A 22,208-nucleotide genomic window follows, 5' to 3' on the forward strand; every position below is an offset into this window, starting at 1 on the left:
TCCTTGCTGGTCGGCGCGCCGCTGTCGGAGGTCACGTCCAGGCGAATCAGACCGCGCGGCTCACCGAAGGCAAACACGCCCGGATATTTCGCCTGCGCCTCCCGGTTTCCCGTGCCGCTGCCCGCCGTCGAGGGGTCGAAGCCGTCGAGCGGGAGAAGCTGACGGGCCAGCACCTGGAAGGCATAGAGGTTATTCAGCTGATGACTTTCCACCTCTTCGGGGGTGGCCTCCACCAGAGCCAGTGCCCGCATACCGGACTGAAACGCCAGCATCAGCGCCTGAATCTGGTCTGACTGACTTTTTTGCGAGGCGGCCATGCTGGTCACCTGCGCGGCCATCTCATCGAGACCGAGCTGCATCAGGGCGGCCGTCAGCGACTGGAGACCGGACTGCAACGCGGTCAGGCCATCCAGCGCTGAGCCGGTGTCCTGCTCCAGCTGCTGGCGCAGGGACGTAATCGCCTGCTGGCTTGCCAGCGCATTCAGCCGGTTCGCCTGGCCATTGCGCTTCTGGTAATAGATAAAGGCCAGCAGTTGCCCCTCGCTGTCAGGCACCACCACGCGAAAGAGTTTCCCCTCCGGCGTGCCGGCAAGCCCCGCAAGGGTGCCGTCCGGGTCATCCGGGGTCATGAAGAAGGTGTAATCCCGGTAGTCCTGCAGAGACTCAACGGCGGTTTTTAAATAGCGGGTACGGTTCGCCAGCTGCCGGGCCTGTTTGTTTGACGGACCATAAATGCCGCCCTCCACCCGGTCTTCACGCGCCAGCAGGTAAACCTCATCTTCCCATTTCGTCTGTTCGTTAATTGCACTCATGTTATTCTCCTGCGTAAACGCCACGGCCATCGTGAAAGGTGCGACCGTCATAGCGGTGAGGGTCTTCCCCGCGCTGGTTTTCGGTATAGGTGACCGAGCCGGAATGGAACCCGCCGCCGTCATAACGGGCGGCCTCATCCGGCGTGTATTCCGGCGGATACACGCTGATGACCTCCCCGCCGCACGATGCGGCACCGGTATACACCGGACCGGTGGTCCCCGCTGACAGTGACAGGCGGGCAATGTGGCGGCTGACCGGCCTCGCATCGCCAATAATCCGTTCCAGCTCCTTAATCATCGTCTCGGTAATACCGATATCATTCAGGTCAATCTCAAGGCGGAATGTCCCGGCGGGGTCGGCCACGTCCCACCACTCCTGAAGCGTCATGCTGTAACCGAGGTTTTCAATCACCCGGCGAACCGCCGCCACCGTCCCCTTGCGTTGGTGGATCCAGAACGCATCGCTGACCGCCTGGCGCTTTTCCCTTTCAGACCAGGTTTCCTCCCAACGGTCGACGGAAAACGCCCACGCCAGATACGGCAGGAATTTCACCGGGCATTTCCATGGGTTCCAGAGATCACGCAACGGCACGCTTAAATCACTGATACCTGAACAGGCCTGCGCCAGCCTGCGCTCCAGCGAGGACGATCCCGGCGGTAACAGGCTATTCATCAGAGCCACCAATTTCTGCTTTAAAATCGGTGCAATAGGACGCCTGCGTTTTATCTATCACCATGTCAGCCAGGGGCTGCATCAGCTCAACGCGCTGCACGCCCTGAACATGCAGAGCGGCATAAATCGCAGACAGCCGCACATCACGCCCCAGGCGACGCTGCTCATTGATGTATGCTGTGCCCTGCTCTTTCGCGGCAGCGAGGATGGGTTCCTTTGCCGGGCCGGGATAGACATACAGAACCGCGTCGATTTCATAGCGGACAATCTCAGCAGAGCGGACGCTCACCCGGTCCGCTACAGGCCGCACGGCCTCATCATTCAGTGCAACACCAACTACCTGCAGCAAGTCATCCGGCGCAGTGCCATCACCGTCGCGGGCCAGAATCGTCACCACGACTTCCGCCGGTGCCGGGCTGAATGCTGATGCATCTGCCACACGGCCATCGGCGCTCAGCGCGTGATATTCATACGCACCGACGGGACCGGCAACGCTCATCCCCTCAAAGGCCGCCGGGATGCGCTGGCGATAATCCGCGTCCGATTCCATTTCCGCCTCAGTCGGTGGCGTGGTGGTATCGTCTGCGGTGGTGATCACCCGCCGCTGCACGTTATTGTTAGCACCTAAATTGTCCAGGTCATCCCCGCCGGAATAGGCCACCATCACGGCTTTCGCCGCCTCGTTAATCCGCTGTCGCAGCAGCAACTCCCGGTACACATTTTCCTGCAGCATTTTCACCACAGGCTCAGACTCAAGCGTTAAGGTACGGGCCACGGCTTCCTGTTCTTCTGCCGGAAATAATGCGACAAATTCAGCCTTGCGTTCAGACAGCAGGGTTTCAAAATCCGGCACATCCACGATTTGCGGTGGCGGCAGCTGGGAAAGGTCAATAACGGCCATTACTTGCTCCTGTCGATACAGAAAGAGATACCGGCACGCCGTCGTTACGCTGGCCCGCCAGCTCAATCACCATTGCGCCATCCATGCTGCTGCTGTTAATCGTGATGGTGTCGAGTTGCAGCCGCGGCTCCCAGCGCTGCAACGCGACGTATACCGCCGCCATGATCTGCAGGCGCAACGCCGGGTTTTGTGGCTGGTCAATCAGCGCGGACAGCAGGGAACCATATTCCCGACGGGCAAGACGGCTACCCTGCGGCGTCAGCAAAATATCCCGCACGGACTGGCGCAGGTGGTCCGTTTCCGTAATGGCCTGGCCGGTATCGCGATTCATCCCGATATAGAGCGTCAAATTGGATCTCCCGTTGTTCCGCCGCTGTCGCCAGGGTGTTTATGCTTATCGGCCACAATGCCGTTTGACGTCATCGCTCCGCCGCCGTGGGTGACGTCGCCATTCAGGATCACGTTGCTGTTAATACGGGTCGTGTCAGCCTCGAGCACAAACTCCTCTGTTTTGCAGGAAACCAGCTGCGAGGATTCGATAAGCACGGCTTTAACACCCCGGATAATCCAGTGCCCGGTGGCCGGGTCGTATTCGAACCAGCCGCCATCCTCGTATGCGGTCACGTCCGCGCTTTCAGAGTCTGACGGCGGCGGGCACGCATTGGAGTAAATAGCCGGGAGCGCAAAAGCCGTCTCCAGATTGCCGCCCAGACTGAACAGCACAACCTGCTCACCTGGCGACGGACACCACCACGTGCGCGACTTCCCGGCACGGTAGGTCAGCCAGTTAATCCAGTTGGTTTCGAGGTCTCCTGTTTTCACCCGGCACAGCCAGCCGTCCCGGTCCACTTCGGTCACAATGCCGGTGCGGATCAGATTGGTGATAAGGCGCATGATTTCGGTTAGTTGTGAGTTCATTTTATAATAATGTACAAAGTATATGACTTGCTCACTAATTCATATTTGTTTCATCCCTAACACAATGGCCCTTCATCAGTAAATTAACTACCATAATTACAGATCACGTGACCACCTCGCCCATATAAAAACCAAAAGTCAAAAAAATACTCAATTATTTTAATATAAAAACAACAAAAAAGCGGCTTAATTGCCGCTTTTTTGTAAAGCCAAGAAATTAATTTATATTAAATAATTTCATTTCACCTTGAGAATATACGCCACAACAATCCTCTACTGATATATCATCTAATTCGGGTGAAAAGACATCTTCATCAGTAAATCTATCAGTATGTAAAACATCTTCTGCAAGAAAACTGGATAAATCTATTGATTTAGGAATATCGTCAATCCAAATAGTCCCTCCATCTGCTATCATATCCAAATGCAACTCACACTGGTAACCAACAACACCCGGTGGTTGATTGTGTTGACCAAACCCAAGATGTACTCCGGGCTTCCGTTCATTAATATGAGAATTCATATACAACGGTGCATGCACATTTCTATTCGTTCCAAAACCAAGTTCCCCAACTTTCTTTGCATTAAGACGCTCAAAGCATTGATCAAGAAACTTTATTACATCCTTGCACTCGCTATGATATTCAACAACTATCCCTTTATCTAAGTACAACGTCACAGGGCGATCTTGTAATCTTGTGTCTTGATCAGTGATTGCATTAAGATTGAATGCAAAGTCTGCCACAAATATCCCTGTAACATTCGCAGGATAAGTGGCAACCTCGCCTGGCGGTAGTATAACTGTTCTTCCTACTCTTGCCAGACCGCGATTGCTGACCCAAGAATGTTTTTCGTTGTTAAGTTCAATATTTAGATTTGTTCCGCCTTTAGTTTTTATATGAACCTTTTTGGCGGACATTAGATAATTCAATAGTGTGGAATTAAATTGATTTATTTCCTCAGGAGCTATAGATAATGCATTTGTAAAAAGCTCAGGACAAGAACTAATTGCCCTATATATTAACAGCCTTTCTGGCGGATAAGCACTTAGTAATTTATAGATTTTACGATCATGAGAGAAAGTATCTTTTTCAAAGGTTAAAATAACTAGCCTACCTCCCCCATCTGGTAATACTGGCAAGACTTTTCTTGCTCTATCAAAAAAAAAAATCATCTTTAATTGGCTTCATCCAACAAACTTCACAACTAATTTCAAGCTGTGTCAACGCAAACTTTACTGCACCCGCAATATCGCGACTATCGGGAGTGTAGAAAATAACAACATTATCATTTTTTTTAAGATGTACATATTTCTCTAAAAAAAAATGTATTGAATTCCAAAGAGAATCATTTAGCATACCCCCCTCCTCCATTCATATAAAACATGAAGTTGGTCTCAAACATGAGCCTGAGACCAATTATTCTACACTCCTGCCTACATATTACTCCTAGTGCTATAGGCTATATACCACGCAACGTCCTCTGAGGGCTCATTAGTGAATTGCACCGGACTATCCTCACTAATTTCCTGCCCTTCCATTTCATCCAATTGCTTTTTTAATTCATCGATCATTTCTTTAGTTAAGACATTTGGAGCTTGCGGATTATTAGGCATAAAAACCTCTTAACAGTTAAGATCAACTAGGCACTCATTATAAAAATAGCACATAAAAAATAGCACATAAAAAAAACTCACAAAAAAAACCTCAACAAAACTCAGTTAGACATATTAATTCAATTATGCTCACAAAATTAGAATTATTATCAACATGTGATAAAGATATTAAAACTTAAACCAAACCAAACTCGTTATGAATAGAATAAAAATCTATTGAGGAAAAATTTAATTCCTAACCATATAATTAATAAGAACCCGATTTATTAGCATCTTAACGGTATATGTTAAACCTAGCAACCGTCGCTCTGCATAACGTACCTCCGGCCCCTTCCGGCTAACACGGTCACGCAGACCGTAATGATGAACGCGGGCAATACGCTGCACCCTGCCCTCAAATTCGACACTGGCAGAGTCCGGGCTGGCAACGGCTTTCAGGTATTTTGCGGTGCGGAGTTTGGCAAACATTTGCCGACGTATGCGGCCAGTTTTTGTGCGTGCCGTTACCCGTCGTGGTTCGTATGCCGTGCCGTCCGGGTTGCGCTGCATCCTGATATTTTTCTGCTGGGTGCGGCGCAGCTGCTGCGCCAGCTCCCGCATCATGCGCTTACGCGCGGCAGGCTCCAGACCAGCCAGCAGCGCATCTAACCAGGCGTCAACTTCCTGCAGCTCAGTCACGGCGCACCGCCCACATTTCGTCCGGTTCGTCCGGCTCCGGCACCGCTTCGACGCTGGACACGTCACCGTCAGCACTGACGATCACGCGCTCTGTCAGCTGCAGGTTCAGGCTGATATCGCAGATATCATTGCGCAAGATATCGACCTCAAACGTAAACAGCTTTTCACGCAGTTCCGGGTTATGGATAGCATCGGGCTGATTCTCCATCAGCCAGGCCAACATGGGAGCCATCAGCAATCCCTGATCGCCGCTGAAATCCACAACCACCACGTTGAGGGTATAGCGATACTCCCAGGACAACGACGCTGCGCCGGTCGCCACCACCGAACCGTTATCCACGAATAAATGCAGCTTGTCCGGGTTGTCCCGGACATACGCCACGGCTTTATTCAGGGCGAGGCGTAAGGACTGAGGTTTGTTCACTGTTTCGCTCCTGGCAGGAAATTATCGTGTCCACCTTGTCAGCACAGATCGACCAGGCCGCCTCCGCCTCATCCAGCGCCGCCAGCAAATCGCCGTTAGTGCTGGCTGCTGACTTTTCCAGGCGGCACTGCGTCACCCTGGGACAACCATTCACGGTAAGCCGCACCTCCGGCGAGGGCCGGTCGTTCGCGCATCCTGATAATGTCAGGAGGCAAAGGAGTACCAGCCCAGCGGCGCAAACCCTCATTTTCACGTTTTAGCTCCTCAATCCGACGCTGGCGGCTTCGCAGCAGCGCGTTTGTGCTTTCTGCCGCCGCGTAAAGCCGCGCCTGTTCCCGGTTGTTGGTTTCGGACAGGATGGACAGGGCGATCAGCTGTCCGTTCGTTTTTGCCAGTTTGTCGCCCGCCGTTTTCAGGTCCCTGCCTTGCTTATCGATGGTGTGGCTGGCCTCATTCAGTCGCCATGACTGCCAGCCCAGCGCCGCCAGTACGAGCGCCAGAATAACCGCCAGCGCGCGCGTCATACCGTCACCGGCTGCTCATCAACAACCTGCGCACGCAGGACCTTAAGCGCGACCAGCGTCAGCAGATAAAATGCCAGGGTGATAACGTGGCCCGTAAAGGCGAGAAAAATCACAAGCAGCGAACGCCTGGCCCATCTGATCACCTGGTTTCCTGGCGTACTGAAAAAGCGCGTCAGCGCCTGCATTGCCTCTTCCCGATGAGTGCCGCCCGCATACCACCCGGCCAGGCAAAGCAGCACCGCCACCCAGACCAGCAAACAGGCTACCCATGTCAATGCGGTGACCAGCGCCGAGGTCATGCCGTTTGGGACAAAGAGACTTAAAATCATCAGCGCCGCGTACAGCACCGAAAGCAACCCACTGATAAATTTCTTCTTCATTTCGTCATGCTCCTTTTAAGCACCAGGCCAGCTCCCGCCCACGGCGGTTATCCAGCCCCTGGTTAAATATGCCTTTGACATATACCCAGCGCGGCAGCTGATAGCAGGCATCGCGCCAGCGCTTCTGATTGATAAGCTTCACCATGGTTGAGCTGCAGGCGTTGCCCGTTCCGACGTTGAACGCCAGCGACACCAGCGCGTCATAAACGTACTGCGGCACGTTCACCAGGACACACCGCGCCAGCGCGGTTTCTACCCGTAACACATTGGTGATGAAGTTCCCCGCCGCCTGCCGCTCTGTGATGGTTTTCCCCGGCACCACGCCCGACGTGTTACCGATGCCATCGGTCCACACACCAGCGTCACACTGGTACGGCTGAAGGCGGCAGCCCTCGTAATCAGCAATCAGCTTCAGCCCTTCCACTGAGGTGTGGAGCTGCTGGAAATTGGGCAACGTGGCAGCAATAGCCAGCACCGCACCAACCAGACAGCGCTTAACGATTGAAGGATTCATATTCCCCCTGGTTTATCTTGCCGCCGCGTAACAGCTGATAGGTTTTGTGTTTGTAGTACCAGTTGATCGCCAGCATCAGCAGGCCAATCAGCACACCGCCCACCGTAGAGGCATCTTTAAGCGATAAATCGCCCATCCACGCCAGCAGTACAGCGATGCAGTACGTAATAAAGGCGCTGATCCGTTCAAGCGTCATAACTCAGTCCCATAACTGGACGGTCTGCACCGTGGTAGTGGTCGCAATATCCGGCAGCTCCACCTGCAGCCCGTGAGGTAAAAAAGGGCCATGCTCAGCCAGCCCCGGATTTGCCTGCAGTACCTGCTCTGTGACGCCCTGCGTGCGCCCGTAATGACGCCAGCAAAGCGCATCCACCGTGTCACCCTGGTACGCACGCACTTTCATCAGATCAGCTCCACCGTACAGTGGGGCGCATCCTGCACCCGGCTAATCGCCCAGCGGGCATCACGCCACAGATCGCCGCTGGCCTCCGCCAGCTCATCACCTCGTTTGACGCCGGATGCCGTGGCGTCATAGTCCTGGTAACGTTCATTCACCTGGGCACGCGCCCAGCAATACACGGCGTTGTGGTAGTGGTGGATGCGCTCGCTTTTGCCGTCCAGCTCTTCCGCCGGTACGTCTGCCAGTGTCTGAAACCCCAGCGCCTGCTGGCGCTTGCGGAAGTCGTACAGCTCCGCGTTGACCTCCGACATAGCAGACCGGATAAGCTGCCCAAGACGCGGTGACGTCACCGTGCCATCCGTTCGCATCACGCTGCGAAACTCCGACAAATCCACATCTGGCCAGAATGGGGTGTTTTTGATGACCTCCGCCTGTTCTGGCGCCTGTTCTGGCGCAACAAACTTCATGCGGGTTTTCTCCTGAAAAGGTGGGCGGTGAACGGGATTTTGATAAGGCGCTGCCTGTCGCCATCCCGTGCCGCCCGTGCGCGGGGCACGTTCCGTCAGTGGCTGTTACGCAAATGGCGCTCCAGCCGCTCTTTGTCTTTTTTCACGCCGCAGCGGGGATCGAGCTGCAGCGCAAACGTGTAGTGGTTAAGGGCTGCGGCGGGGCGAGACTCGCTGATCACGGCGGCGATGGCTTTATGCAATCGGGCGCGGGACTGGTCCGGCATATCCAGCGCATCCGTCAGTGAAAGCGCCTGCAGCAGCACGTCGGCAGGGAATTCAGCTTTCATGCGCTGCGCGGCCTCCGCCTGGTCTGCCAGCTCTTCCGCGACAACGGTCTGCACGTTGCGGCGGCCCAACGCCTGCGGCAGCACCCAGCCGTGTTTGAGCGCGTGCGCGGCAATCTGCAGTCCACCGGCAAAATCACCGGCATCGATACGCCAGAGCATGAGAAACATCAGCACGTCATCCTGCTGCGCTCCACCGGCTGCCAGTACGCCATCCGCCCAGGCGGTATATTTGGGTAACAGTTCCACCTTGATCTGCGCCTTTTTCACGGTGGACTGAACCCCTTTGAGGCGGCGGCGATCTTCTGCCAGCTGCAGCAGCATCAGGTCATAACCCGACGCATGGCGAACACTGCCGCCCTGACGGGCGGCCTGTTCAGCCTGAACGCGCAGGCGGTGCTGCCGTGCGGGACTCAGGCTCATGCGTTACTCCCCTTCTCCGGCGCTGAAGTCACCGATGGTGATGTTTTCCACCAGTGCCACGCAGCGGTAATCCTCCACCACATACGCCTCGTTGACGGATTCGAAGTTTTCGATGCGATCGCGTTTCGGGTTATCAATGACCGAACGGCGGCGGGTATCTTCCTGCCAGTAGATGGACAGGTTATCCAGACGGGTGATCAGCACGGCATTAGCCGGGAATGACGGGGCGCGGACAGCCTGCAGGCCACCCATGCGTTTCTGGCTGATAATCAGATCAGCGGCCAGTTTTTCGCTGTTTTCCTGCTCCTTATTGACCAGCGGGAAATACTTGTCAGACAGCAGCTCACGACCACAGATCACGACCAGATCAGCATCATCCTGGAAAATCGGGTCAATCAGCTCATTGACAGCATCCATCACTAGCGCATCCAGGTTGGCATATTTACCGCCCTTGCCTACCTTCACCGGGTCTGCGGTGGTGGTGCCATCTTCTGCCGTGGTGCTGCCCATCACGCAATCTGCCGCATCTTCGCGGACTTTCTGCAGCCAGCCTTTGTTGACGTCCTGCAGCAGCGGGTTATCGACTCGGTTTGAGGTTTTGGCACGCTTCACACCGTTGAACCCGATCATGATGCGGTCCAGCGCCTGGCGCTTGACGATGGCGTTACGGATGCGCACCTGGAAATCCTGGAATTTCGCCCACAGATCAAGTTTTGCGTAGGTCAGCACCGTATCAAAGTTGGTCTGCTCGCACTTGTACTCAACATCGACCATGACTGTCGGATCGGTTGGTTCGCGCTCCTTCGTGGTCGTGTCAGTGGTCCCGGCAATGGTGCTACCGACGCCCAGCCCCAGCAACTGGCCTGACTGCTCAGTCACCCCAATGATGTTAATCATGGTCAGGAATGCGGCGGACTGCTGGATCTGGTCTTCCAGCGTCTGCTGCACAGACGGCTCCACGGTGAACTTGCTGGACAGCTCCTCAACTTCTACGCCATTCAGGCGCGCCAGCTGCTGCAGGTAGGCGTTAAAGGCAAAACGTGTTTTCTTTTTCATTGGTTCTTATGCTCCATCAGCAATTGGTCAGGGTGCCTGCTGGCGCGTTACCGCCCGGCGCACGCTGGCGATAATCTTTGCGGCTGTCTTCCTGTTGCAGTTGCTGCTCCAGTTCCGCAAAGGCGGTCTGCTGCTCCTGAAGGGAGGTTTCCAGCGCAGCAAGGCGCTTACCCTGCGCGGACAGGGATTGATCGGTGCGTTCGCTCAGGCTCTGCTGCTCGGTAGCGACCAGCTCAACAGCACGATGCACATCAGAAAAACGCGCATCATCGGTCTGCGATTTTTTGGCAAACATCGCGGTAACGCGGGCAAAAAGGGAGGGTTTATCGTCCTGAACCTCTTCCCACTCGATCAGCGTTTCTTCTGCGGCGGTAAAGAGGTTTTCCGGGCTTTGTTTGCGCCCGGCCAGCGGGTTGCTTTTGGCGCTGGCGCTAAACTGCAACATTTCTGTACCCAGGCTTGCCGGGTCGTCAGTCGCTGCCAGGCCAACCAGGTACGCTTTGCCGGTATCAGCAAAACTGGTATTGACCTCCATCGAGGTGAACAGTTTTTGCAGCTTGCGGGTATACGCCACCAGATCATCTGACGGGGTGATCCACGCATACAGGGCCATTTTCCCCTTCAGCGGGCCATCCGCAATTTCTTCGGCCTCCAGCTTATCCACGGTCCCGAAGCGGCGGAATGGACTGTCCGGGGTGTAGCCCTTGATATGTTCCAGATTAATCAGCGCCGTATAGACTTGCGGGTTATAACTGGCCGCCATCTGCTCCAGCCAGGCGCGCTCAATGGTGCGCCCGTCGGTTGTTGCCCCTTCCACACCAATGCGGAAGCGTTTTGCTTTAACTGCCATTTGAGCGACTCCATCAAATAACTCAGTGAGGCCTTATGGTTGCTGTGATGGAGGGGGTGAAACAACGCGCAGACCTTGTGCGGTAAACCACACAAAAGCCAGCCGGGGAAAGGCTCCTGTCAAGGCCGTAGTCTTGTGCCATGAACACAACATTGACTCCCGCAGACCTCGATCCCCGTCGGCAGGCACTACTGCTGTATTTTCAGGGATACCGCATAGCCCGCATTGCAGAAATGCTGGGCGAGAAAGCCGCAACCGTTCACAGCTGGAAAAAGCGCGACAAATGGGGCAGCTATGGTCCGCTTGACCAGATGCAGCTCACCACCGCCGCGCGGTACTGCCAGCTGATCATGAAGGAGCAAAAAGAAGGGAAGGATTTTAAGGAGATCGACCTGCTGGCGCGCCAGTCCGAGCGCCACGCCCGCATCGGGAAATTTAACAACGGCGGCAACGAGGCCGACTTAAACCCGAACGTGGAAAATCGCAACCGCGGTCCCCGCAAACCACCTGAAAAAAACCTGTTCAGCGATGAACAGATCGAAAAGCTGGAAGAGATTTTCCGCGCTGGCATGTTCGAATATCAGCGCCACTGGTGGGAAGCAGGGATTAAACATCGTATCCGCAACGTGCTGAAGTCCCGCCAAATCGGGGCAACGTATTATTTTGCGCGTGAGGCACTGATCGATGCCCTGGTTACTGGTCGCAACCAAATTTTCCTGTCGGCCAGTAAAGCCCAGGCGCATGTCTTTAAAGGCTACATCATTGAGTTCGCCAAAGAGGTAGACGTTGAGCTGAAAGGCGATCCGATGGTCCTGCCGAACGGTGCCACGCTGTATTTTCTGGGGACCAATGCCCGCACCGCGCAGAGCTACCACGGCAACCTGTACCTTGATGAATATTTCTGGATACCGAAATTCCAGGAGCTGCGCAAAGTTGCCTCCGGTATGGCGCTGCACAAAAAGTGGCGGCAAACCTATTTTTCCACCCCGTCCAGCCTGACGCACAGCGCCTACCCCTTCTGGTCTGGTGCGCTGTATAACCGTGGTCGCTCAAAATCGGACCGTGTGGATATCGACCTGACCCACTCGGCGCTGGCGGCAGGCCTGCTTTGTGCTGATGGTCAGTTCAGGCAGATCGTGACGGTAGAAGATGCCGTGCGCGGCGGCTGTAACCTGTTCGACCTCGACCAGTTGCGACTGGAATACAGCCCGGACGAATACCAGAACCTGCTGATGTGCGAGTTTATTGACGATCTCGCGTCCGTGTTTCCCCTTGCCGACCTGCAGGCCTGCATGGTGGACAGCTGGGAGGTCTGGGAAGATTTTCATGCACTGGCTCTGCGCCCGTTTGGCTGGGGCGAGGTATGGATCGGATATGACCCGGCGAAAGGCACGCAGAACGGTGACAGCGCCGGGTGCGTCGTTATCGCCCCGCCATCCGTTCCAGGCGGCAAGTTCCGCATACTGGAACGCCACCAGTGGCGCGGCATGGATTTCCGCGCGCAGGCAGAAGCCATCCGCCAGCTCACCTTGCAGTACAACGTAACCTATATCGGCATTGACTCTACCGGCGTCGGTCACGGCGTCTATGAAAACGTCAAAGGGTTTTTCCCTGCCGTCCGGGAGTTTGTCTATAACCCCAACGTCAAAAACGCCCTGGTGCTCAAGGCATACGACATCATCAGTCACCGCCGCATTGAGTTTGACGCCGGTCATACCGATATCGCGCAGTCATTCATGGCTATCCGCCGGGCCACCACCGCCAGCGGAAACCGCCCTACCTATGAAGCCAGCCGCAGCGAGGAAGCCAGCCACGCAGATTTGGCCTGGGCGACCATGCACGCATTGTTTAACGAACCGCTGCAGGGCGAGGCAGCCAACACCAGTAACATCGTGGAGATTTTTTAATGACTGAGAACACCGTACAGGACGTCATGCCGCCTGACGTACAAACCAATGATTCAGCATCTACTCAGGCGTTCAGCTTTGGCGATCCCATTCCTGTGCTGGACCGCCGCGAACTGCTGGATTATGTGGAATGCGTCCAGATGGACAGATGGTATGAGCCGCCTGTAAGTTTTGACGGACTGGCACGCACGTATCGCGCCGCCGTGCACCACAGCTCACCGATTGCCGTTAAGCGCAACATCCTGACCAGCACGTTTATCCCGCACCCGTTGCTGAGTCAGCAGGCATTCAGCCGTTTCGTGCAGGACTATCTGGTGTTTGGTAACGCCTATCTTGAAAAACGGACAAACCGACTGGGCGGTATTCTGTCGCTGGAGCCATCGCTGGCAAAATACACCCGGCGCGGGATCGATCTCGATACCTACTGGTTTGTGCAATACGGCATGACCACGCAGCCCTATGAGTTCACCAAAGGCAGCATTTTTCACCTGATGGAGCCGGACTTAAACCAGGAGATTTACGGCCTGCCGGAGTATCTGTCTGCCATTCCTTCGGCCCTACTGAATGAGTCCGCCACGCTGTTTCGTCGTAAGTATTACATTAACGGCAGTCACGCCGGATTCATCATGTACATGACCGACGCGGCGCAGAACCAGGAGGACGTGAACAACATCCGCCATGCGATGAAAAGTGCCAAAGGACCGGGTAACTTTCGCAATCTGTTTATGTACTCCCCCAACGGGAAAAAGGACGGCATCCAGATCATCCCACTGTCAGAAGTAGCGGCAAAGGATGAGTTTCTGAATATCAAAAACGTGAGCCGGGATGACATGATGGCAGCGCACCGTGTACCGCCGCAGATGATGGGGATTATGCCTAGCAATGTTGGGGGGTTTGGGGATGTAGAAAAGGCCAGTTTGGTTTTCGTAAGAAATGAACTCATTCCTCTACAGAAACGCTTCGAAGAGTTAAATAAATGGTTACATGAAGATATAATAAAATTTTCCGGCTACGAACTAAATAAATAAATTATAAAGATGCCCACTCATAGGGCATCTTTATAATTATCGACATAATTAACCAAGCCAGGCCTATTCAAAATGCCACTTTTTTTAATATCAACCAATGTATCCCATTCAAAATATTCAATTAGAATAGCGATAAGAATCAAAATCTTCGTATCTGTTAGATTTAACAATGCCTCATATTGCTCTTCACGCTCATCAATATCAACTTTTTCATTAATCAATTTAAGAATCAAGTAAAACCGCCTCGATACTGAGAAAAAACAATCATGAAGATCCAAATCATTAAGCCATTCAACAATATCACTCCTATCAACCTGTTCTCGGACCAATACCGCTAGTGAATTATCTATATAATCAACCGCCTCATGCGCCTTTAATATACTTGCCTTCGGCATAAAAACATCAGAATTACTACTACCTTCATTATCATCGTCTGCATTTCCAGAAACTGAGACCTTGAACTTCGTGAAGTTTACATCTTGAGCCTCTAGTAAACTAAAAAACCTCACCTCAAATTTCTTATATTTTTCCAATCGTTCCTGCCGCTGTATTTCATTAACCAATGTCGAATTGGCCTCACGTTGTAAGGTTAACGACTGGATAAGCAAATAAATTGTAACAAAGCTTAAAATAGGATTAACTACTCCACCTACATAATCACCAAACTGCCCCCAGACATCAGTTTTACTTGACAACTCTCCATCAAGCCCAAAATTCAGATAATAAGACAACCACACTAAGCCTATTATCAATAAACTCAATATTTTTATCATATTACTCTACCGTGTGGATTAAGTATTTTATGGTCTCACCACTCAGGACCGTAACGCGGCTAACTGTGAGAGTAAGATAAACAAACTCCTCTTCGTTTTTACCATTATTGATATGTAAATTCCCAGATATTTTAGTTTTCTGCCTTCTCTGTATAGTTTTTAGCGGCATATAAAAACCGAACGGTACTGTATCATTTTCACCTTGCAAAACTAACCTTCCATTACCTGTCCTTGAGTTAAATCGAGTGATGATAGCTGTAATTTGTATTTGTTCATTAGCAATACGTGATTGAAATAGATTAACTCGCGTCGTTGCATTAAGCTCGGCTATTCTTTGTTTTCCTGCAGGGAGTGGTTTCTTATAGTTTAGTTCAACATCATATCCTCTTTTAACGTTAACTTCATGCATTCTCTTAAGTGGAGACCGAATTCTACCTATAATCTCATCTTCAATATCCCCCAACCCATTAATAATGGTAGCTGCTTTTTGTGAAACCTGCCTAGTTTCAAGGTAAAGAGACTCAGATATAAAGTAACTCATTACTTCAGAAAATACTGCTCTACCCATTTTATTTAACTCAGAGACTAAAGCAGGCTCAGATACCACGACGTCAAAGTTCTGACCATAGGAGCTTTTAAAACTTTGTTTAAGGACTGCCCTTGCAGGGTTAACATGTGTTCTGCGTTGGATAATTCTCTTTCGGAGGATTGCCTCTGCAAGTAAGCAAGTCACCTCTGAAGTACCTCCAAGAGTTTTAATACCATACTCCATGTCAACATCATCATTCCCACTTTTTATCACAACATCGAAACTAACTTTCATGCAGCGTCCTTAAGTACAGTTTTATAGCATAGATACCCTAAGTAAGATTCATCTGAAAATATCATTGATAACTTATGCTGGCTAGCAACTTGATCATTGATGCCAGCGCGCGCTCGTATCCCCGCCACGCCTGCCCGCTTTGTGTAGTGGTTTTCATGCAGATGCATGACGGGCCGGAAAGCGCGCCAGTTCTGGCGGCCCCGACCCATTGCGATCCTTTTTGGATCATGCGAATCCATGCACCATAGACATGCGCTGATTTCTCAAACCGCAGGGTGCCATATGGGAGGGAGTTTCCCATGGTGCGGAATCACTAATGCGTACTCTCATCCTGCCTTACCCCATATTCATTCAGCCTAGTAACCAGATCGCTTGTCAGCTCCGACAGCCACGAAATCGCAACCTCCTTGTCGTCATCGCTACAATCTGAGCTGGCAACCAGCCGGGCCATAAGTTCTATCCGCTGCAGTGCAAGTGACTCCATGAACAAATCGTTCACAACTCCCTCCCAATATTACTGTTTATATATACAGTACATCATATGATTTTAAAGCTGAAATAGTTTTTTACTCAGCTAACTCTTTGATTAATAGATATGCCATTTCTCTGAGCTGTCAGTACCATTGACGCCATTTGTCATCCTCCTGTAGGCGCTGATTCCGGTAGAACAGGCGCAGCCCGGCACCAGATGGCAGGCTGCCGCCACTCAGAAGCAGATCCACTTCCGTTTCACTGGCGTCAAAGCCTCTGGACAGCAACTCCGCATTGAGCTGTAGCCGTTGGTGTTCCGAAATTTCCTGTTTGTAGCCTTTTCGGCGCTTCGGTTTAACCAGCCGCAGCCTTGCCGTCAGCTCGCGCAGTTCCTTTTTGCTCATGTTTTCGAAGTCCGGCAGCGCTGCAGGTTCTTCGCTGCCCTGTAGTTCGCCCCCTGTCTGGTACGTTTTTTCAACAGGGGGACAGTTATTGCCACGAGTCCAAGGGGCGCCAGCGCCCTGGTCGGCTGTCGCCTCCTGAACGTCAACGGCCTTACGGACCATTTTCCACTTCATCGCGTGCGTGCAAATCCGGCCCTCAACAATCGGGGACCAGATGCCATAAATACGGATGCCGTGATCGCCATAGGTAGATGGCTCGTCGTTAAGCTCGTAGGCCGTGCGGACCAGGTGATGTTTACGCGGGACCAGCACGCCGCCCTGCTTCATGATGTAGGTGGCAAAACATCCAGCATCGGCGGCAGCCAGTACCGCATCCAGTCGCGGGTTATCCAGTACCGGCGTACCGGCTTTTTTATCTGCCTGCTGTCGCGCGGTCTGGCCTGCCAGCAGGCGCAGCTCGCGATAAGCCTGACGCCCTGGAATACCGAAGAAACGGAACTGCTGGACGCGGTGCAGGGATGCCCAGGCGCTAACGTGCTCAGCGCTGTCCCGTAGTGATTTTCCTGTTTCTTTGCTGATCTCTTTCGCCAGTCCGCGCCCGTCGATGTTCTTGCTGATGTATTTGGCGATGTAGCTGGTCGGCGTGCCTTTGCGCGGGTTGATAAGTTCAGACTTGAATCGCGGGCCGGTATTGTTGCCCAGCTCGGCGCGGTCTTCACGAATGGCAAATTTACGCAGCAGCGTAGTGAGGGTGCGCCGGTCTTTCTTGCGCATGAAGCACAGCAGGTGCCAGTGCACGGTGCCGTCGTGATGCGGCTCGGCAACGCGCACGCCATACCAGCGCAGCCCAGTTTTATGCATTGCTTTGCGGAATGCGGCGAAGGTATCAACCAGATAATCACTACTCTGCCGGACCGTTTCGCTGGTCCACTTCGGATTAGGTCTGCCGTTGTTGAGCGTGGCGTGGAAGCGTGACGGACAAGTAATGGTATAGAACACAGCGCAGTCGCCGCGCATTTCTGCGATCAGCTCCAGCCCTTTCACACAGGCCATCATTTCATTACGACGGTGCGCCGGATTGCTGCTGCTAGCGTTCACAACGTCTTCCATATCCAGCGTGTCACCGTCGGCATTGACCAGCTCGTGCGACTGGAAAAACTCCAGCGATTTGCGGCGCTGCTCGCGTTTGTGGATCACGGCTTCATAGCTGACGTACGGGGACGCTTTCCTATTGACCAGGCAAACGGCACGGAGCTGTTCCTCCCGCCACTCGCAGCGCATCTGCCACAGTTTGCGATACCACCAATCTGCACAAAGCATACGCGCCAGCGAACCCGGAATAAGGCCATAGGGCGCTGGCTTACGGCGGCGTTTCTTGCGGCGCAGCCGTTCAAACGCAGGTGGAATGACATCCAGCCGCATAGCTTCTGCTGCTACCTTTTCCCATGACTGGCGGATTTGTTCTGGCTTAACGTCATCAGTCACAAACAGATCGCTGCAGGCCGCATCGAGACACATGCTCATATGTGCCGCAACAAGCGTGGACAGACGCTTGACCTGCTCCTGATTCATTTCAGGCAGTACCAGCAGCCCCTCCAGCCCTTCATGGCTCGCCATAAACCGGAAGGAAGCCGACAGCTGACTTTCACGCACACGCTCCAGTCGCTCAAGACACGGCCTGATGGTTTCGCGCAGATACCGGGAATATGCCTTTGGCCTTCCCAGCCCCTGGAAGAACTTAATTCTTTCAAGAAGTGGTTTGCTGACGTGTGTGGGTTCGGCGCTGACGTTAGCCAGAATGACCAAATCGGGGTTAAAGCGCTGCTGCTCTCTTGCCATTTTGACACGGCTGATGAGTCGGTCCTGCTCCAGTTCACACTGAACAGGATCGCGGGACTCATTGAAGAAATAGCGTTCCCAGACCTCATCACTCAAGGCCTCGCGACGCAGATGCTCCTGCTCGTTATCCGTAGCGTAAAGAGTGATCAGGTTTGAAAGCGCAGACACCGGCGCAACTTCCGCCGGGTCCAGATAGGGGTTTACTGCTTTTTTCTGGGCGTTCCATGGGAAAACTCCGGCGGCCTCAGTCGGGCCGCCTTTGTCGTTTGTTAATTCAGGCATCACTGACAGGCTCCGAAGCTCACTGCGCTCCTCGGGTGTAGTGCTTCCCTTTCAGCTCAGCGATTTCCTGGCATGTGACGCAGCACTGCACGCCAGGGATAGCTTGTCTGCGAGCAGTTGGAATTGGCGTGTCGCAGTCGATGCAAAGAACGCGAGCGGCACCTGGCTTCCTTGTACGAGCGTTCTGGATATGGCGCTGCAGGTTTTCTTCGACGCGCTGCTGAACGAGATCCATGGAATCAGCCATCAGTGCCAGTCCCCGCGTGATTCAGCTTCATAACGGGCAACTTCGCGGCGCAGCAGTTCTGCCGCCTCCACTCCATTCATCCCCTCTTTCAGAATGTGGATCGCCAGTGCCTCCATGCGGATGGAAACGGCAAAGGCGCAGCTTTTACGCTCATCCAAACGGGTCTCGTTAAACAGCTGGAATAAACCAGCATCATCTTGTCCAGTTTTGGTGGTGCGTGTTTCACTATTTCGCATAATCAGTTCTCCTGAATTTGGGCAAAAGAATGCCCGACGGGTTTACGCCATTAATTTCTTTTTTGGGTTAGTTCGGCATGGTTAGCCGTTTGGGAAATAAGCTCACCACTGCACGAAAATGATTCATTGCTTTAATCAGCTCCCGCGTTTCGTCAGTGGTCAGCTCATTAATATTGACGCTGTGACGTTCTGCCGGAATTTTTGCCATGAAGAATATGGCGGCCAGTGCCCTCTCGTTTTGTTTGTGGTCAATGTCGCGGGGATCGCGCATCTCATTAATAAACCGTTCCAGTTCCCGCTCAATATTCAGACCAAACACTTTTGCTCTCAGCTCAGCGATATGGTTCAGCCCATTCAGGCGCTGACCGGTACTCAGTGGAACAGTCGCTGCAGGACCTTCAATAGCCATGGTTTCCTCTGTTGGATAGTGGACAGGTCGGCCAAAAGCGCATCCTGCGAGCGGCACGGATGCCAGCGCTTACCATCCTTCCCGATAATCCAGCCGTGGCCGCAGTGCATTGCCGGGCTTTTCTTAACGAGAAGCGACGCAAATGAGGGGTCATTGTTCAGCATAAACACCTCAGCTCAGACCAAACGAAGAGCCAAGACCTGTCATGGTATCGATGACACTTGCCATTGCAGGGTTAGCCTGTAAACGCGCCTGCAGTGAAATCGCGGTAAGTGCCATCAGCCGAGTAACGGAGTTGACGCTTTCGACAACCTGCCGGCGGGTGGTCGCGTTCAGTGGAACACCAGAAACCGCACTGGCAGCGACACGGCCGATCTCGGCGGTGGCTTTCAGGACGTACTGCGGCATTTTCTCCCGTGCGACTTCATTGGTAGGTACGCATGGCAGGCAATGAATCTGCGCCAGAAATCCATCAACCAGCGCTGAGTCTTCGGTGAGATCGGTCAGAAGCCATATGTCTGGCGCTGTGAGCTGGTGCGGTTGCTCCGGGTTGAGCTTATTACGCAGGGTTTGAACATTCATACCTGCACGTTCTGCCAGCTTCGCCATGTTGTGACGCAGCGCGAAGGCCCGGCAGGCCTCATTGAAATGGGGATGTTTTGATATGCGATAGTCAAACATAGTCAGTTTCTCCGTGAAGTCTCAAAATGGAACTAATTGATAGTCACGTTGCAATCTGAGAGTGCATCAACGGTTAAAGCAACGATGTTAATCATTACCTTTTCACGCTTCTTATCTTTGCGCAGGCGGTGACGAGGCAACCGACCATCTGCAAGCATATCGTTTATGGTGTCAACAGGCAGACCAGTTAGCTCGCTATAGCGTTCAATTGTGACGTGCGGTGTGTTCAGAGTGATTGAAATATTAGGGGTCATGATGCAACATCTCCTATTGGCTTGTGGTGAGCCGTTTGTAATCGTGACAAGTACCCAAATGGGAACTAAATTGATACTAGGATCGCATAAGAGATATGTCAACATTAAAGTACCCAAGTGAGATCAAAATAAATCCCAATCAGGGTGGCAAGGCTGCGATTGAGCGATTGGTCGAAGCATATGGTTTTACAACACGGCAAGCCCTTGCTGACCACTTAGAAGTGTCAAAAAGTACATTGGCTAACCGGTACATGAGGGATACCTTTCCTGCCGATTGGATAATCCAGTGCGCCCTTGAAACTGGAGTCTCACTAAAATGGCTTACATGTGGGGAAGGACGCAGAGAAAGTTCACAAAAAGAAAACACAATAGAGCTTGATAGACATGTTGTATCCGCAGGCAAGCTAAAAGCGGCGGGTTCTTACATCTTCGATAAAGCATTTCTTCCAGAAAATCTTAGGAAACCAATTGTGGTTGCAGAACATGATTCAGAATTTATCTGTGACACCGAGTTTGAAGATGTCCGTGATGGCAAATGGCTAGTGAGTATTGATGGTCAGGTTCTACTTCGGACTTTAACTCGCCTTCCGGGAAGCCGACTCCTTATTGACGGCGGTAATCGTTCGTTTGAGTGTGCATTAGCAGATATAGAGATCCTCGCAAAGGTGCTCATTAGCTGCATTAAATAAAAGGGATTTTTTATGTCTCGGGAAACAAACGTTATCATTTTTAATTTACAGCAACTTCTAGCATTTTTAGCTACACGTGAGAGAAGCAAGTAATGGACGACTTATTAAATATAAAAACTATACTGATTGGTTTTCTGATTGCGATTATTTTGACATTCATTTTTTTAGACAAATTTAATAGATATATATTGAGCTTCTTTGAATTTACTGACGAAAGTTTATCGAAGCAACGTCTTTTCAAAATTGCTATTGCTGGACCTCTTTTATTAGCAACTTCACTTTGTTTACCCATTTGGTATGACAGCACTATAAAATTAAATCTAAGTCATGTCGGCTATCAAAATTTCTTAACTATTTTTAAACTACCAATTGGTGTTTGGTCTTTATCCATTCCTTTGGTTGCCATAGTTGCACACATACACAGAACAATTCAAACGGCCTCTCAGTTAGAAGTCACAAGAAAAAAGAATATGGGTGATAGTTTTTTTGCACATCACAAATATATCACAGAAGCATTATCTAAATTCCCGACACACATATTAAAAACAAAAGATGGAGAATTTGAAAAGAAGGTTAGCGAACCTTACAAACTTTATAATAATCTTTTTGAAAAATCGTCTTATGAATCTGGATTAGTAATTAATGACATATCAGATAAAATTAATGATATTCAAACCCTGCTTAACACAGCCTCATCTTATCTTTCACGTTCAAAGATAAGGAAGGATAACCTACGTGGTAAGGTTGATGATTTCAATAGAGTAGCAAATGCAATAAATGAAATAAATAAAAAGCTAACCATAAGCATAAAGAAATCTGACAAAAATTATTTATACATGCTTAAAAATGATGTTGGAACCCTTAAAATAGTAACAACCTACTATGATGAGGATGAGTTCAAAAAAGATTTAAAATACTCAATAGAGCTTATCTCATCTATTTGTGGCTTAATGAATAAACGTTTGCAAATAAAAGACACATTATACTATTATATTAACGTTTTTAATGAGCGACATTATTTTTATGGGGATATGTTTAGCAAAACTGTTGAGATTGAAGCCCCAGAAGTTTATGGATTCGCATCCAATATTTCTAAATCGCTTGACGAGGATTTTGAGCGTTATAATGCCAAGTTAAAAATGAACATGTATACCAATGAGCTCAACAAACATTGACTACTGTTTATGTATACAGTTAAATTCAG

At 51.6% G+C, this 22,208-nt stretch carries 31 protein-coding genes and 1 pseudogene; 4 read left to right on the plus strand and 28 right to left on the minus strand.

Annotated elements, in window-relative coordinates:
• The 19 genes and pseudogenes from CWM61_RS17965 to CWM61_RS18060 all read right to left on the minus strand — a co-directional run.
• Positions 1 to 812, minus strand: a pseudogene (locus tag CWM61_RS17965) (spore coat protein CotH); the annotation flags it as partial.
• 1 nt (position 813) lies between these two features.
• Positions 814 to 1,485 (minus strand): phage tail protein I, encoded by a 672-nt coding sequence (locus tag CWM61_RS17970; protein ID WP_100631640.1) that lies wholly within the window; start codon positions 1,483 to 1,485, stop codon positions 814 to 816.
• On the minus strand, positions 1,478 to 2,386 hold the full coding sequence (locus tag CWM61_RS17975) for a baseplate J/gp47 family protein (protein WP_100631641.1): 909 nt from the start codon (positions 2,384 to 2,386) through the stop codon (positions 1,478 to 1,480). Before CWM61_RS17975 ends, CWM61_RS17970 begins: the two co-directional genes overlap by 8 nt.
• Positions 2,373 to 2,735: a GPW/gp25 family protein gene (locus CWM61_RS17980; protein WP_100631642.1), complete on the minus strand. Its 363-nt coding sequence runs from the start codon at positions 2,733 to 2,735 to the stop codon at positions 2,373 to 2,375. The genes CWM61_RS17975 and CWM61_RS17980 overlap by 14 nt, the downstream gene beginning before the upstream one ends.
• Entirely contained in the window at positions 2,732 to 3,304 is a 573-nt protein-coding gene (locus CWM61_RS17985) for a phage baseplate assembly protein V (protein WP_100631643.1), read from the minus strand. The genes CWM61_RS17980 and CWM61_RS17985 overlap by 4 nt, the downstream gene beginning before the upstream one ends.
• Positions 3,305 to 3,521: 217 nt before the next feature.
• Complete coding sequence (locus CWM61_RS28830; RefSeq protein WP_133122464.1) at positions 3,522 to 4,478, minus strand: aminopeptidase; 957 nt, start codon at positions 4,476 to 4,478, stop codon at positions 3,522 to 3,524.
• Positions 4,462 to 4,662, minus strand: a complete 201-nt coding sequence (locus tag CWM61_RS17995; RefSeq protein WP_100631644.1) for a hypothetical protein — start codon at positions 4,660 to 4,662, stop codon at positions 4,462 to 4,464. Before CWM61_RS17995 ends, CWM61_RS28830 begins: the two co-directional genes overlap by 17 nt.
• A gap of 485 nt (positions 4,663 to 5,147) precedes the next feature.
• Positions 5,148 to 5,597 (minus strand): phage virion morphogenesis protein, encoded by a 450-nt coding sequence (locus tag CWM61_RS18005; protein ID WP_100631645.1) that lies wholly within the window; start codon positions 5,595 to 5,597, stop codon positions 5,148 to 5,150.
• Positions 5,590 to 6,021 (minus strand): phage tail protein, encoded by a 432-nt coding sequence (locus CWM61_RS18010; protein WP_100631646.1) that lies wholly within the window; start codon positions 6,019 to 6,021, stop codon positions 5,590 to 5,592. Before CWM61_RS18010 ends, CWM61_RS18005 begins: the two co-directional genes overlap by 8 nt.
• Entirely contained in the window at positions 5,984 to 6,229 is a 246-nt protein-coding gene (gene lysC, locus CWM61_RS29925) for an Rz1-like lysis system protein LysC (protein ID WP_227521389.1), read from the minus strand. The genes CWM61_RS18010 and lysC overlap by 38 nt, the downstream gene beginning before the upstream one ends.
• Positions 6,117 to 6,545, minus strand: coding sequence for an Rz-like lysis system protein LysB (lysB, locus tag CWM61_RS18020; RefSeq protein ID WP_100631648.1), 429 nt, complete (start codon positions 6,543 to 6,545; stop codon positions 6,117 to 6,119). The genes lysC and lysB overlap by 113 nt, the downstream gene beginning before the upstream one ends.
• The gene (locus tag CWM61_RS18025) at positions 6,542 to 6,925 is read right to left on the minus strand and encodes a DNZ54_00345 family protein (RefSeq protein ID WP_100631649.1); all 384 of its coding nucleotides are present in this window, start codon (positions 6,923 to 6,925) and stop codon (positions 6,542 to 6,544) included. Before CWM61_RS18025 ends, lysB begins: the two co-directional genes overlap by 4 nt.
• Positions 6,926 to 6,929: 4 nt before the next feature.
• On the minus strand, positions 6,930 to 7,439 hold the full coding sequence (locus CWM61_RS18030) for a lysozyme (RefSeq protein ID WP_100631650.1): 510 nt from the start codon (positions 7,437 to 7,439) through the stop codon (positions 6,930 to 6,932).
• Entirely contained in the window at positions 7,420 to 7,635 is a 216-nt protein-coding gene (locus CWM61_RS18035; RefSeq protein ID WP_100631651.1) for an HP1 family phage holin, read from the minus strand. The genes CWM61_RS18030 and CWM61_RS18035 overlap by 20 nt, the downstream gene beginning before the upstream one ends.
• 3 nt (positions 7,636 to 7,638) lie before the next feature.
• Entirely contained in the window at positions 7,639 to 7,842 is a 204-nt protein-coding gene (locus CWM61_RS18040; RefSeq protein ID WP_004151001.1) for a tail protein X, read from the minus strand.
• Complete coding sequence (locus CWM61_RS18045; protein WP_086816995.1) at positions 7,842 to 8,306, minus strand: head completion/stabilization protein; 465 nt, start codon at positions 8,304 to 8,306, stop codon at positions 7,842 to 7,844. Before CWM61_RS18045 ends, CWM61_RS18040 begins: the two co-directional genes overlap by 1 nt.
• Before the next feature lie 95 nt (positions 8,307 to 8,401).
• Complete coding sequence (gpM, locus tag CWM61_RS18050) at positions 8,402 to 9,055, minus strand: phage terminase small subunit (RefSeq protein ID WP_032736274.1); 654 nt, start codon at positions 9,053 to 9,055, stop codon at positions 8,402 to 8,404.
• Positions 9,056 to 9,058: 3 nt separating this feature from the next.
• Complete coding sequence (locus CWM61_RS18055; RefSeq protein WP_100631652.1) at positions 9,059 to 10,111, minus strand: phage major capsid protein, P2 family; 1,053 nt, start codon at positions 10,109 to 10,111, stop codon at positions 9,059 to 9,061.
• A 16-nt stretch (positions 10,112 to 10,127) separates the two neighbouring features.
• Positions 10,128 to 10,961, minus strand: coding sequence for a GPO family capsid scaffolding protein (locus tag CWM61_RS18060; protein WP_064152069.1), 834 nt, complete (start codon positions 10,959 to 10,961; stop codon positions 10,128 to 10,130).
• Between the two features lie 140 nt (positions 10,962 to 11,101).
• On the opposite strand from CWM61_RS18060, the gene CWM61_RS18065 reads away from it, so the two are divergent.
• On the plus strand, positions 11,102 to 12,868 hold the full coding sequence (locus CWM61_RS18065) for a terminase ATPase subunit family protein (RefSeq protein WP_100631653.1): 1,767 nt from the start codon (positions 11,102 to 11,104) through the stop codon (positions 12,866 to 12,868).
• On the plus strand, positions 12,868 to 13,896 hold the full coding sequence (locus CWM61_RS18070; protein ID WP_100631654.1) for a phage portal protein: 1,029 nt from the start codon (positions 12,868 to 12,870) through the stop codon (positions 13,894 to 13,896). Before CWM61_RS18065 ends, CWM61_RS18070 begins: the two co-directional genes overlap by 1 nt.
• A 17-nt stretch (positions 13,897 to 13,913) precedes the next feature.
• Here the strand turns inward: CWM61_RS18070 and CWM61_RS18075 are convergent, their stop codons facing one another.
• The 9 genes from CWM61_RS18075 to CWM61_RS18125 form a co-directional block, all read right to left on the minus strand.
• A complete protein-coding gene (locus tag CWM61_RS18075; RefSeq protein WP_100631655.1) occupies positions 13,914 to 14,669 on the minus strand; it encodes a hypothetical protein in 756 nt (251 codons plus the stop codon).
• Position 14,670: 1 nt separating this feature from the next.
• Complete coding sequence (locus CWM61_RS18080; protein WP_100631656.1) at positions 14,671 to 15,492, minus strand: hypothetical protein; 822 nt, start codon at positions 15,490 to 15,492, stop codon at positions 14,671 to 14,673.
• A 614-nt stretch (positions 15,493 to 16,106) separates the two neighbouring features.
• The gene (locus CWM61_RS18095) at positions 16,107 to 18,488 is read right to left on the minus strand and encodes a replication endonuclease (RefSeq protein ID WP_100631658.1); all 2,382 of its coding nucleotides are present in this window, start codon (positions 18,486 to 18,488) and stop codon (positions 16,107 to 16,109) included.
• Between the two features lie 19 nt (positions 18,489 to 18,507).
• Positions 18,508 to 18,735, minus strand: a complete 228-nt coding sequence (locus CWM61_RS18100; RefSeq protein ID WP_100631659.1) for a TraR/DksA family transcriptional regulator — start codon at positions 18,733 to 18,735, stop codon at positions 18,508 to 18,510.
• Positions 18,735 to 18,971: a DUF2732 family protein gene (locus CWM61_RS18105; RefSeq protein WP_100631660.1), complete on the minus strand. Its 237-nt coding sequence runs from the start codon at positions 18,969 to 18,971 to the stop codon at positions 18,735 to 18,737. The genes CWM61_RS18100 and CWM61_RS18105 overlap by 1 nt, the downstream gene beginning before the upstream one ends.
• Before the next feature lie 67 nt (positions 18,972 to 19,038).
• Complete coding sequence (locus CWM61_RS18110) at positions 19,039 to 19,380, minus strand: DUF5347 domain-containing protein (protein ID WP_100631661.1); 342 nt, start codon at positions 19,378 to 19,380, stop codon at positions 19,039 to 19,041.
• Complete coding sequence (locus tag CWM61_RS18115) at positions 19,344 to 19,544, minus strand: phage filamentation protein Fil family protein (RefSeq protein ID WP_100631662.1); 201 nt, start codon at positions 19,542 to 19,544, stop codon at positions 19,344 to 19,346. The genes CWM61_RS18110 and CWM61_RS18115 overlap by 37 nt, the downstream gene beginning before the upstream one ends.
• Before the next feature lie 7 nt (positions 19,545 to 19,551).
• Positions 19,552 to 20,061, minus strand: a complete 510-nt coding sequence (locus CWM61_RS18120) for a phage regulatory CII family protein (protein WP_100631663.1) — start codon at positions 20,059 to 20,061, stop codon at positions 19,552 to 19,554.
• A gap of 32 nt (positions 20,062 to 20,093) precedes the next feature.
• Positions 20,094 to 20,315: a hypothetical protein gene (locus CWM61_RS18125; protein ID WP_012016743.1), complete on the minus strand. Its 222-nt coding sequence runs from the start codon at positions 20,313 to 20,315 to the stop codon at positions 20,094 to 20,096.
• A gap of 95 nt (positions 20,316 to 20,410) precedes the next feature.
• Here CWM61_RS18125 and CWM61_RS18130 point away from each other — a divergent pair, with 95 nt between their 5' ends.
• The gene (locus CWM61_RS18130; RefSeq protein WP_165785282.1) at positions 20,411 to 21,004 is read left to right on the plus strand and encodes a phage repressor protein CI; all 594 of its coding nucleotides are present in this window, start codon (positions 20,411 to 20,413) and stop codon (positions 21,002 to 21,004) included.
• A gap of 92 nt (positions 21,005 to 21,096) precedes the next feature.
• On the plus strand, positions 21,097 to 22,179 hold the full coding sequence (locus tag CWM61_RS18135; protein WP_100631664.1) for a hypothetical protein: 1,083 nt from the start codon (positions 21,097 to 21,099) through the stop codon (positions 22,177 to 22,179).
• Positions 22,180 to 22,208: the final 29 nt, after the last annotated feature.

The organism is Klebsiella sp. K-Nf6, from assembly GCF_002806655.1.
In the GTDB taxonomy this organism is placed as follows: Bacteria; Pseudomonadota; Gammaproteobacteria; order Enterobacterales; family Enterobacteriaceae; genus Klebsiella; species Klebsiella variicola.

What these genes read in the sequence shown, in the direction of transcription:
- CWM61_RS28830 (WP_133122464.1), bottom strand. Translation starts at nt 4,478, where the DNA reads ATGATTTTTTTTTTTGATAGAGCAAGAAAAGTCTTGCCAGTATTACCA.
- CWM61_RS18055 (WP_100631652.1), bottom strand. Translation starts at nt 10,111, where the DNA reads ATGAAAAAGAAAACACGTTTTGCCTTTAACGCCTACCTGCAGCAGCTG.
- CWM61_RS18105 (WP_100631660.1), bottom strand. Translation starts at nt 18,971, where the DNA reads ATGCGAAATAGTGAAACACGCACCACCAAAACTGGACAAGATGATGCT.
- CWM61_RS18115 (WP_100631662.1), bottom strand. Translation starts at nt 19,544, where the DNA reads ATGCTGAACAATGACCCCTCATTTGCGTCGCTTCTCGTTAAGAAAAGC.
- lysB (WP_100631648.1), bottom strand. Translation starts at nt 6,545, where the DNA reads ATGACGCGCGCGCTGGCGGTTATTCTGGCGCTCGTACTGGCGGCGCTG.
- gpM (WP_032736274.1), bottom strand. Translation starts at nt 9,055, where the DNA reads ATGAGCCTGAGTCCCGCACGGCAGCACCGCCTGCGCGTTCAGGCTGAA.
- CWM61_RS18125 (WP_012016743.1), bottom strand. Translation starts at nt 20,315, where the DNA reads ATGACCCCTAATATTTCAATCACTCTGAACACACCGCACGTCACAATT.
- CWM61_RS18025 (WP_100631649.1), bottom strand. Translation starts at nt 6,925, where the DNA reads ATGAAGAAGAAATTTATCAGTGGGTTGCTTTCGGTGCTGTACGCGGCG.
- CWM61_RS17985 (WP_100631643.1), bottom strand. Translation starts at nt 3,304, where the DNA reads ATGAACTCACAACTAACCGAAATCATGCGCCTTATCACCAATCTGATC.
- CWM61_RS18135 (WP_100631664.1), top strand. Translation starts at nt 21,097, where the DNA reads ATGGACGACTTATTAAATATAAAAACTATACTGATTGGTTTTCTGATT.
- CWM61_RS18060 (WP_064152069.1), bottom strand. Translation starts at nt 10,961, where the DNA reads ATGGCAGTTAAAGCAAAACGCTTCCGCATTGGTGTGGAAGGGGCAACA.
- CWM61_RS18065 (WP_100631653.1), top strand. Translation starts at nt 11,102, where the DNA reads ATGAACACAACATTGACTCCCGCAGACCTCGATCCCCGTCGGCAGGCA.
- CWM61_RS18110 (WP_100631661.1), bottom strand. Translation starts at nt 19,380, where the DNA reads ATGGCTATTGAAGGTCCTGCAGCGACTGTTCCACTGAGTACCGGTCAG.
- CWM61_RS17995 (WP_100631644.1), bottom strand. Translation starts at nt 4,662, where the DNA reads ATGCTAAATGATTCTCTTTGGAATTCAATACATTTTTTTTTAGAGAAA.
- CWM61_RS18100 (WP_100631659.1), bottom strand. Translation starts at nt 18,735, where the DNA reads ATGGCTGATTCCATGGATCTCGTTCAGCAGCGCGTCGAAGAAAACCTG.
- CWM61_RS18040 (WP_004151001.1), bottom strand. Translation starts at nt 7,842, where the DNA reads ATGAAAGTGCGTGCGTACCAGGGTGACACGGTGGATGCGCTTTGCTGG.
- CWM61_RS18045 (WP_086816995.1), bottom strand. Translation starts at nt 8,306, where the DNA reads ATGAAGTTTGTTGCGCCAGAACAGGCGCCAGAACAGGCGGAGGTCATC.
- CWM61_RS18120 (WP_100631663.1), bottom strand. Translation starts at nt 20,061, where the DNA reads ATGTTTGACTATCGCATATCAAAACATCCCCATTTCAATGAGGCCTGC.
- CWM61_RS18075 (WP_100631655.1), bottom strand. Translation starts at nt 14,669, where the DNA reads ATGATAAAAATATTGAGTTTATTGATAATAGGCTTAGTGTGGTTGTCT.
- CWM61_RS18030 (WP_100631650.1), bottom strand. Translation starts at nt 7,439, where the DNA reads ATGAATCCTTCAATCGTTAAGCGCTGTCTGGTTGGTGCGGTGCTGGCT.
- CWM61_RS18035 (WP_100631651.1), bottom strand. Translation starts at nt 7,635, where the DNA reads ATGACGCTTGAACGGATCAGCGCCTTTATTACGTACTGCATCGCTGTA.
- CWM61_RS17970 (WP_100631640.1), bottom strand. Translation starts at nt 1,485, where the DNA reads ATGAATAGCCTGTTACCGCCGGGATCGTCCTCGCTGGAGCGCAGGCTG.
- CWM61_RS18080 (WP_100631656.1), bottom strand. Translation starts at nt 15,492, where the DNA reads ATGAAAGTTAGTTTCGATGTTGTGATAAAAAGTGGGAATGATGATGTT.
- CWM61_RS18070 (WP_100631654.1), top strand. Translation starts at nt 12,868, where the DNA reads ATGACTGAGAACACCGTACAGGACGTCATGCCGCCTGACGTACAAACC.
- CWM61_RS17975 (WP_100631641.1), bottom strand. Translation starts at nt 2,386, where the DNA reads ATGGCCGTTATTGACCTTTCCCAGCTGCCGCCACCGCAAATCGTGGAT.
- CWM61_RS18130 (WP_165785282.1), top strand. Translation starts at nt 20,411, where the DNA reads ATGTCAACATTAAAGTACCCAAGTGAGATCAAAATAAATCCCAATCAG.
- CWM61_RS18095 (WP_100631658.1), bottom strand. Translation starts at nt 18,488, where the DNA reads ATGCCTGAATTAACAAACGACAAAGGCGGCCCGACTGAGGCCGCCGGA.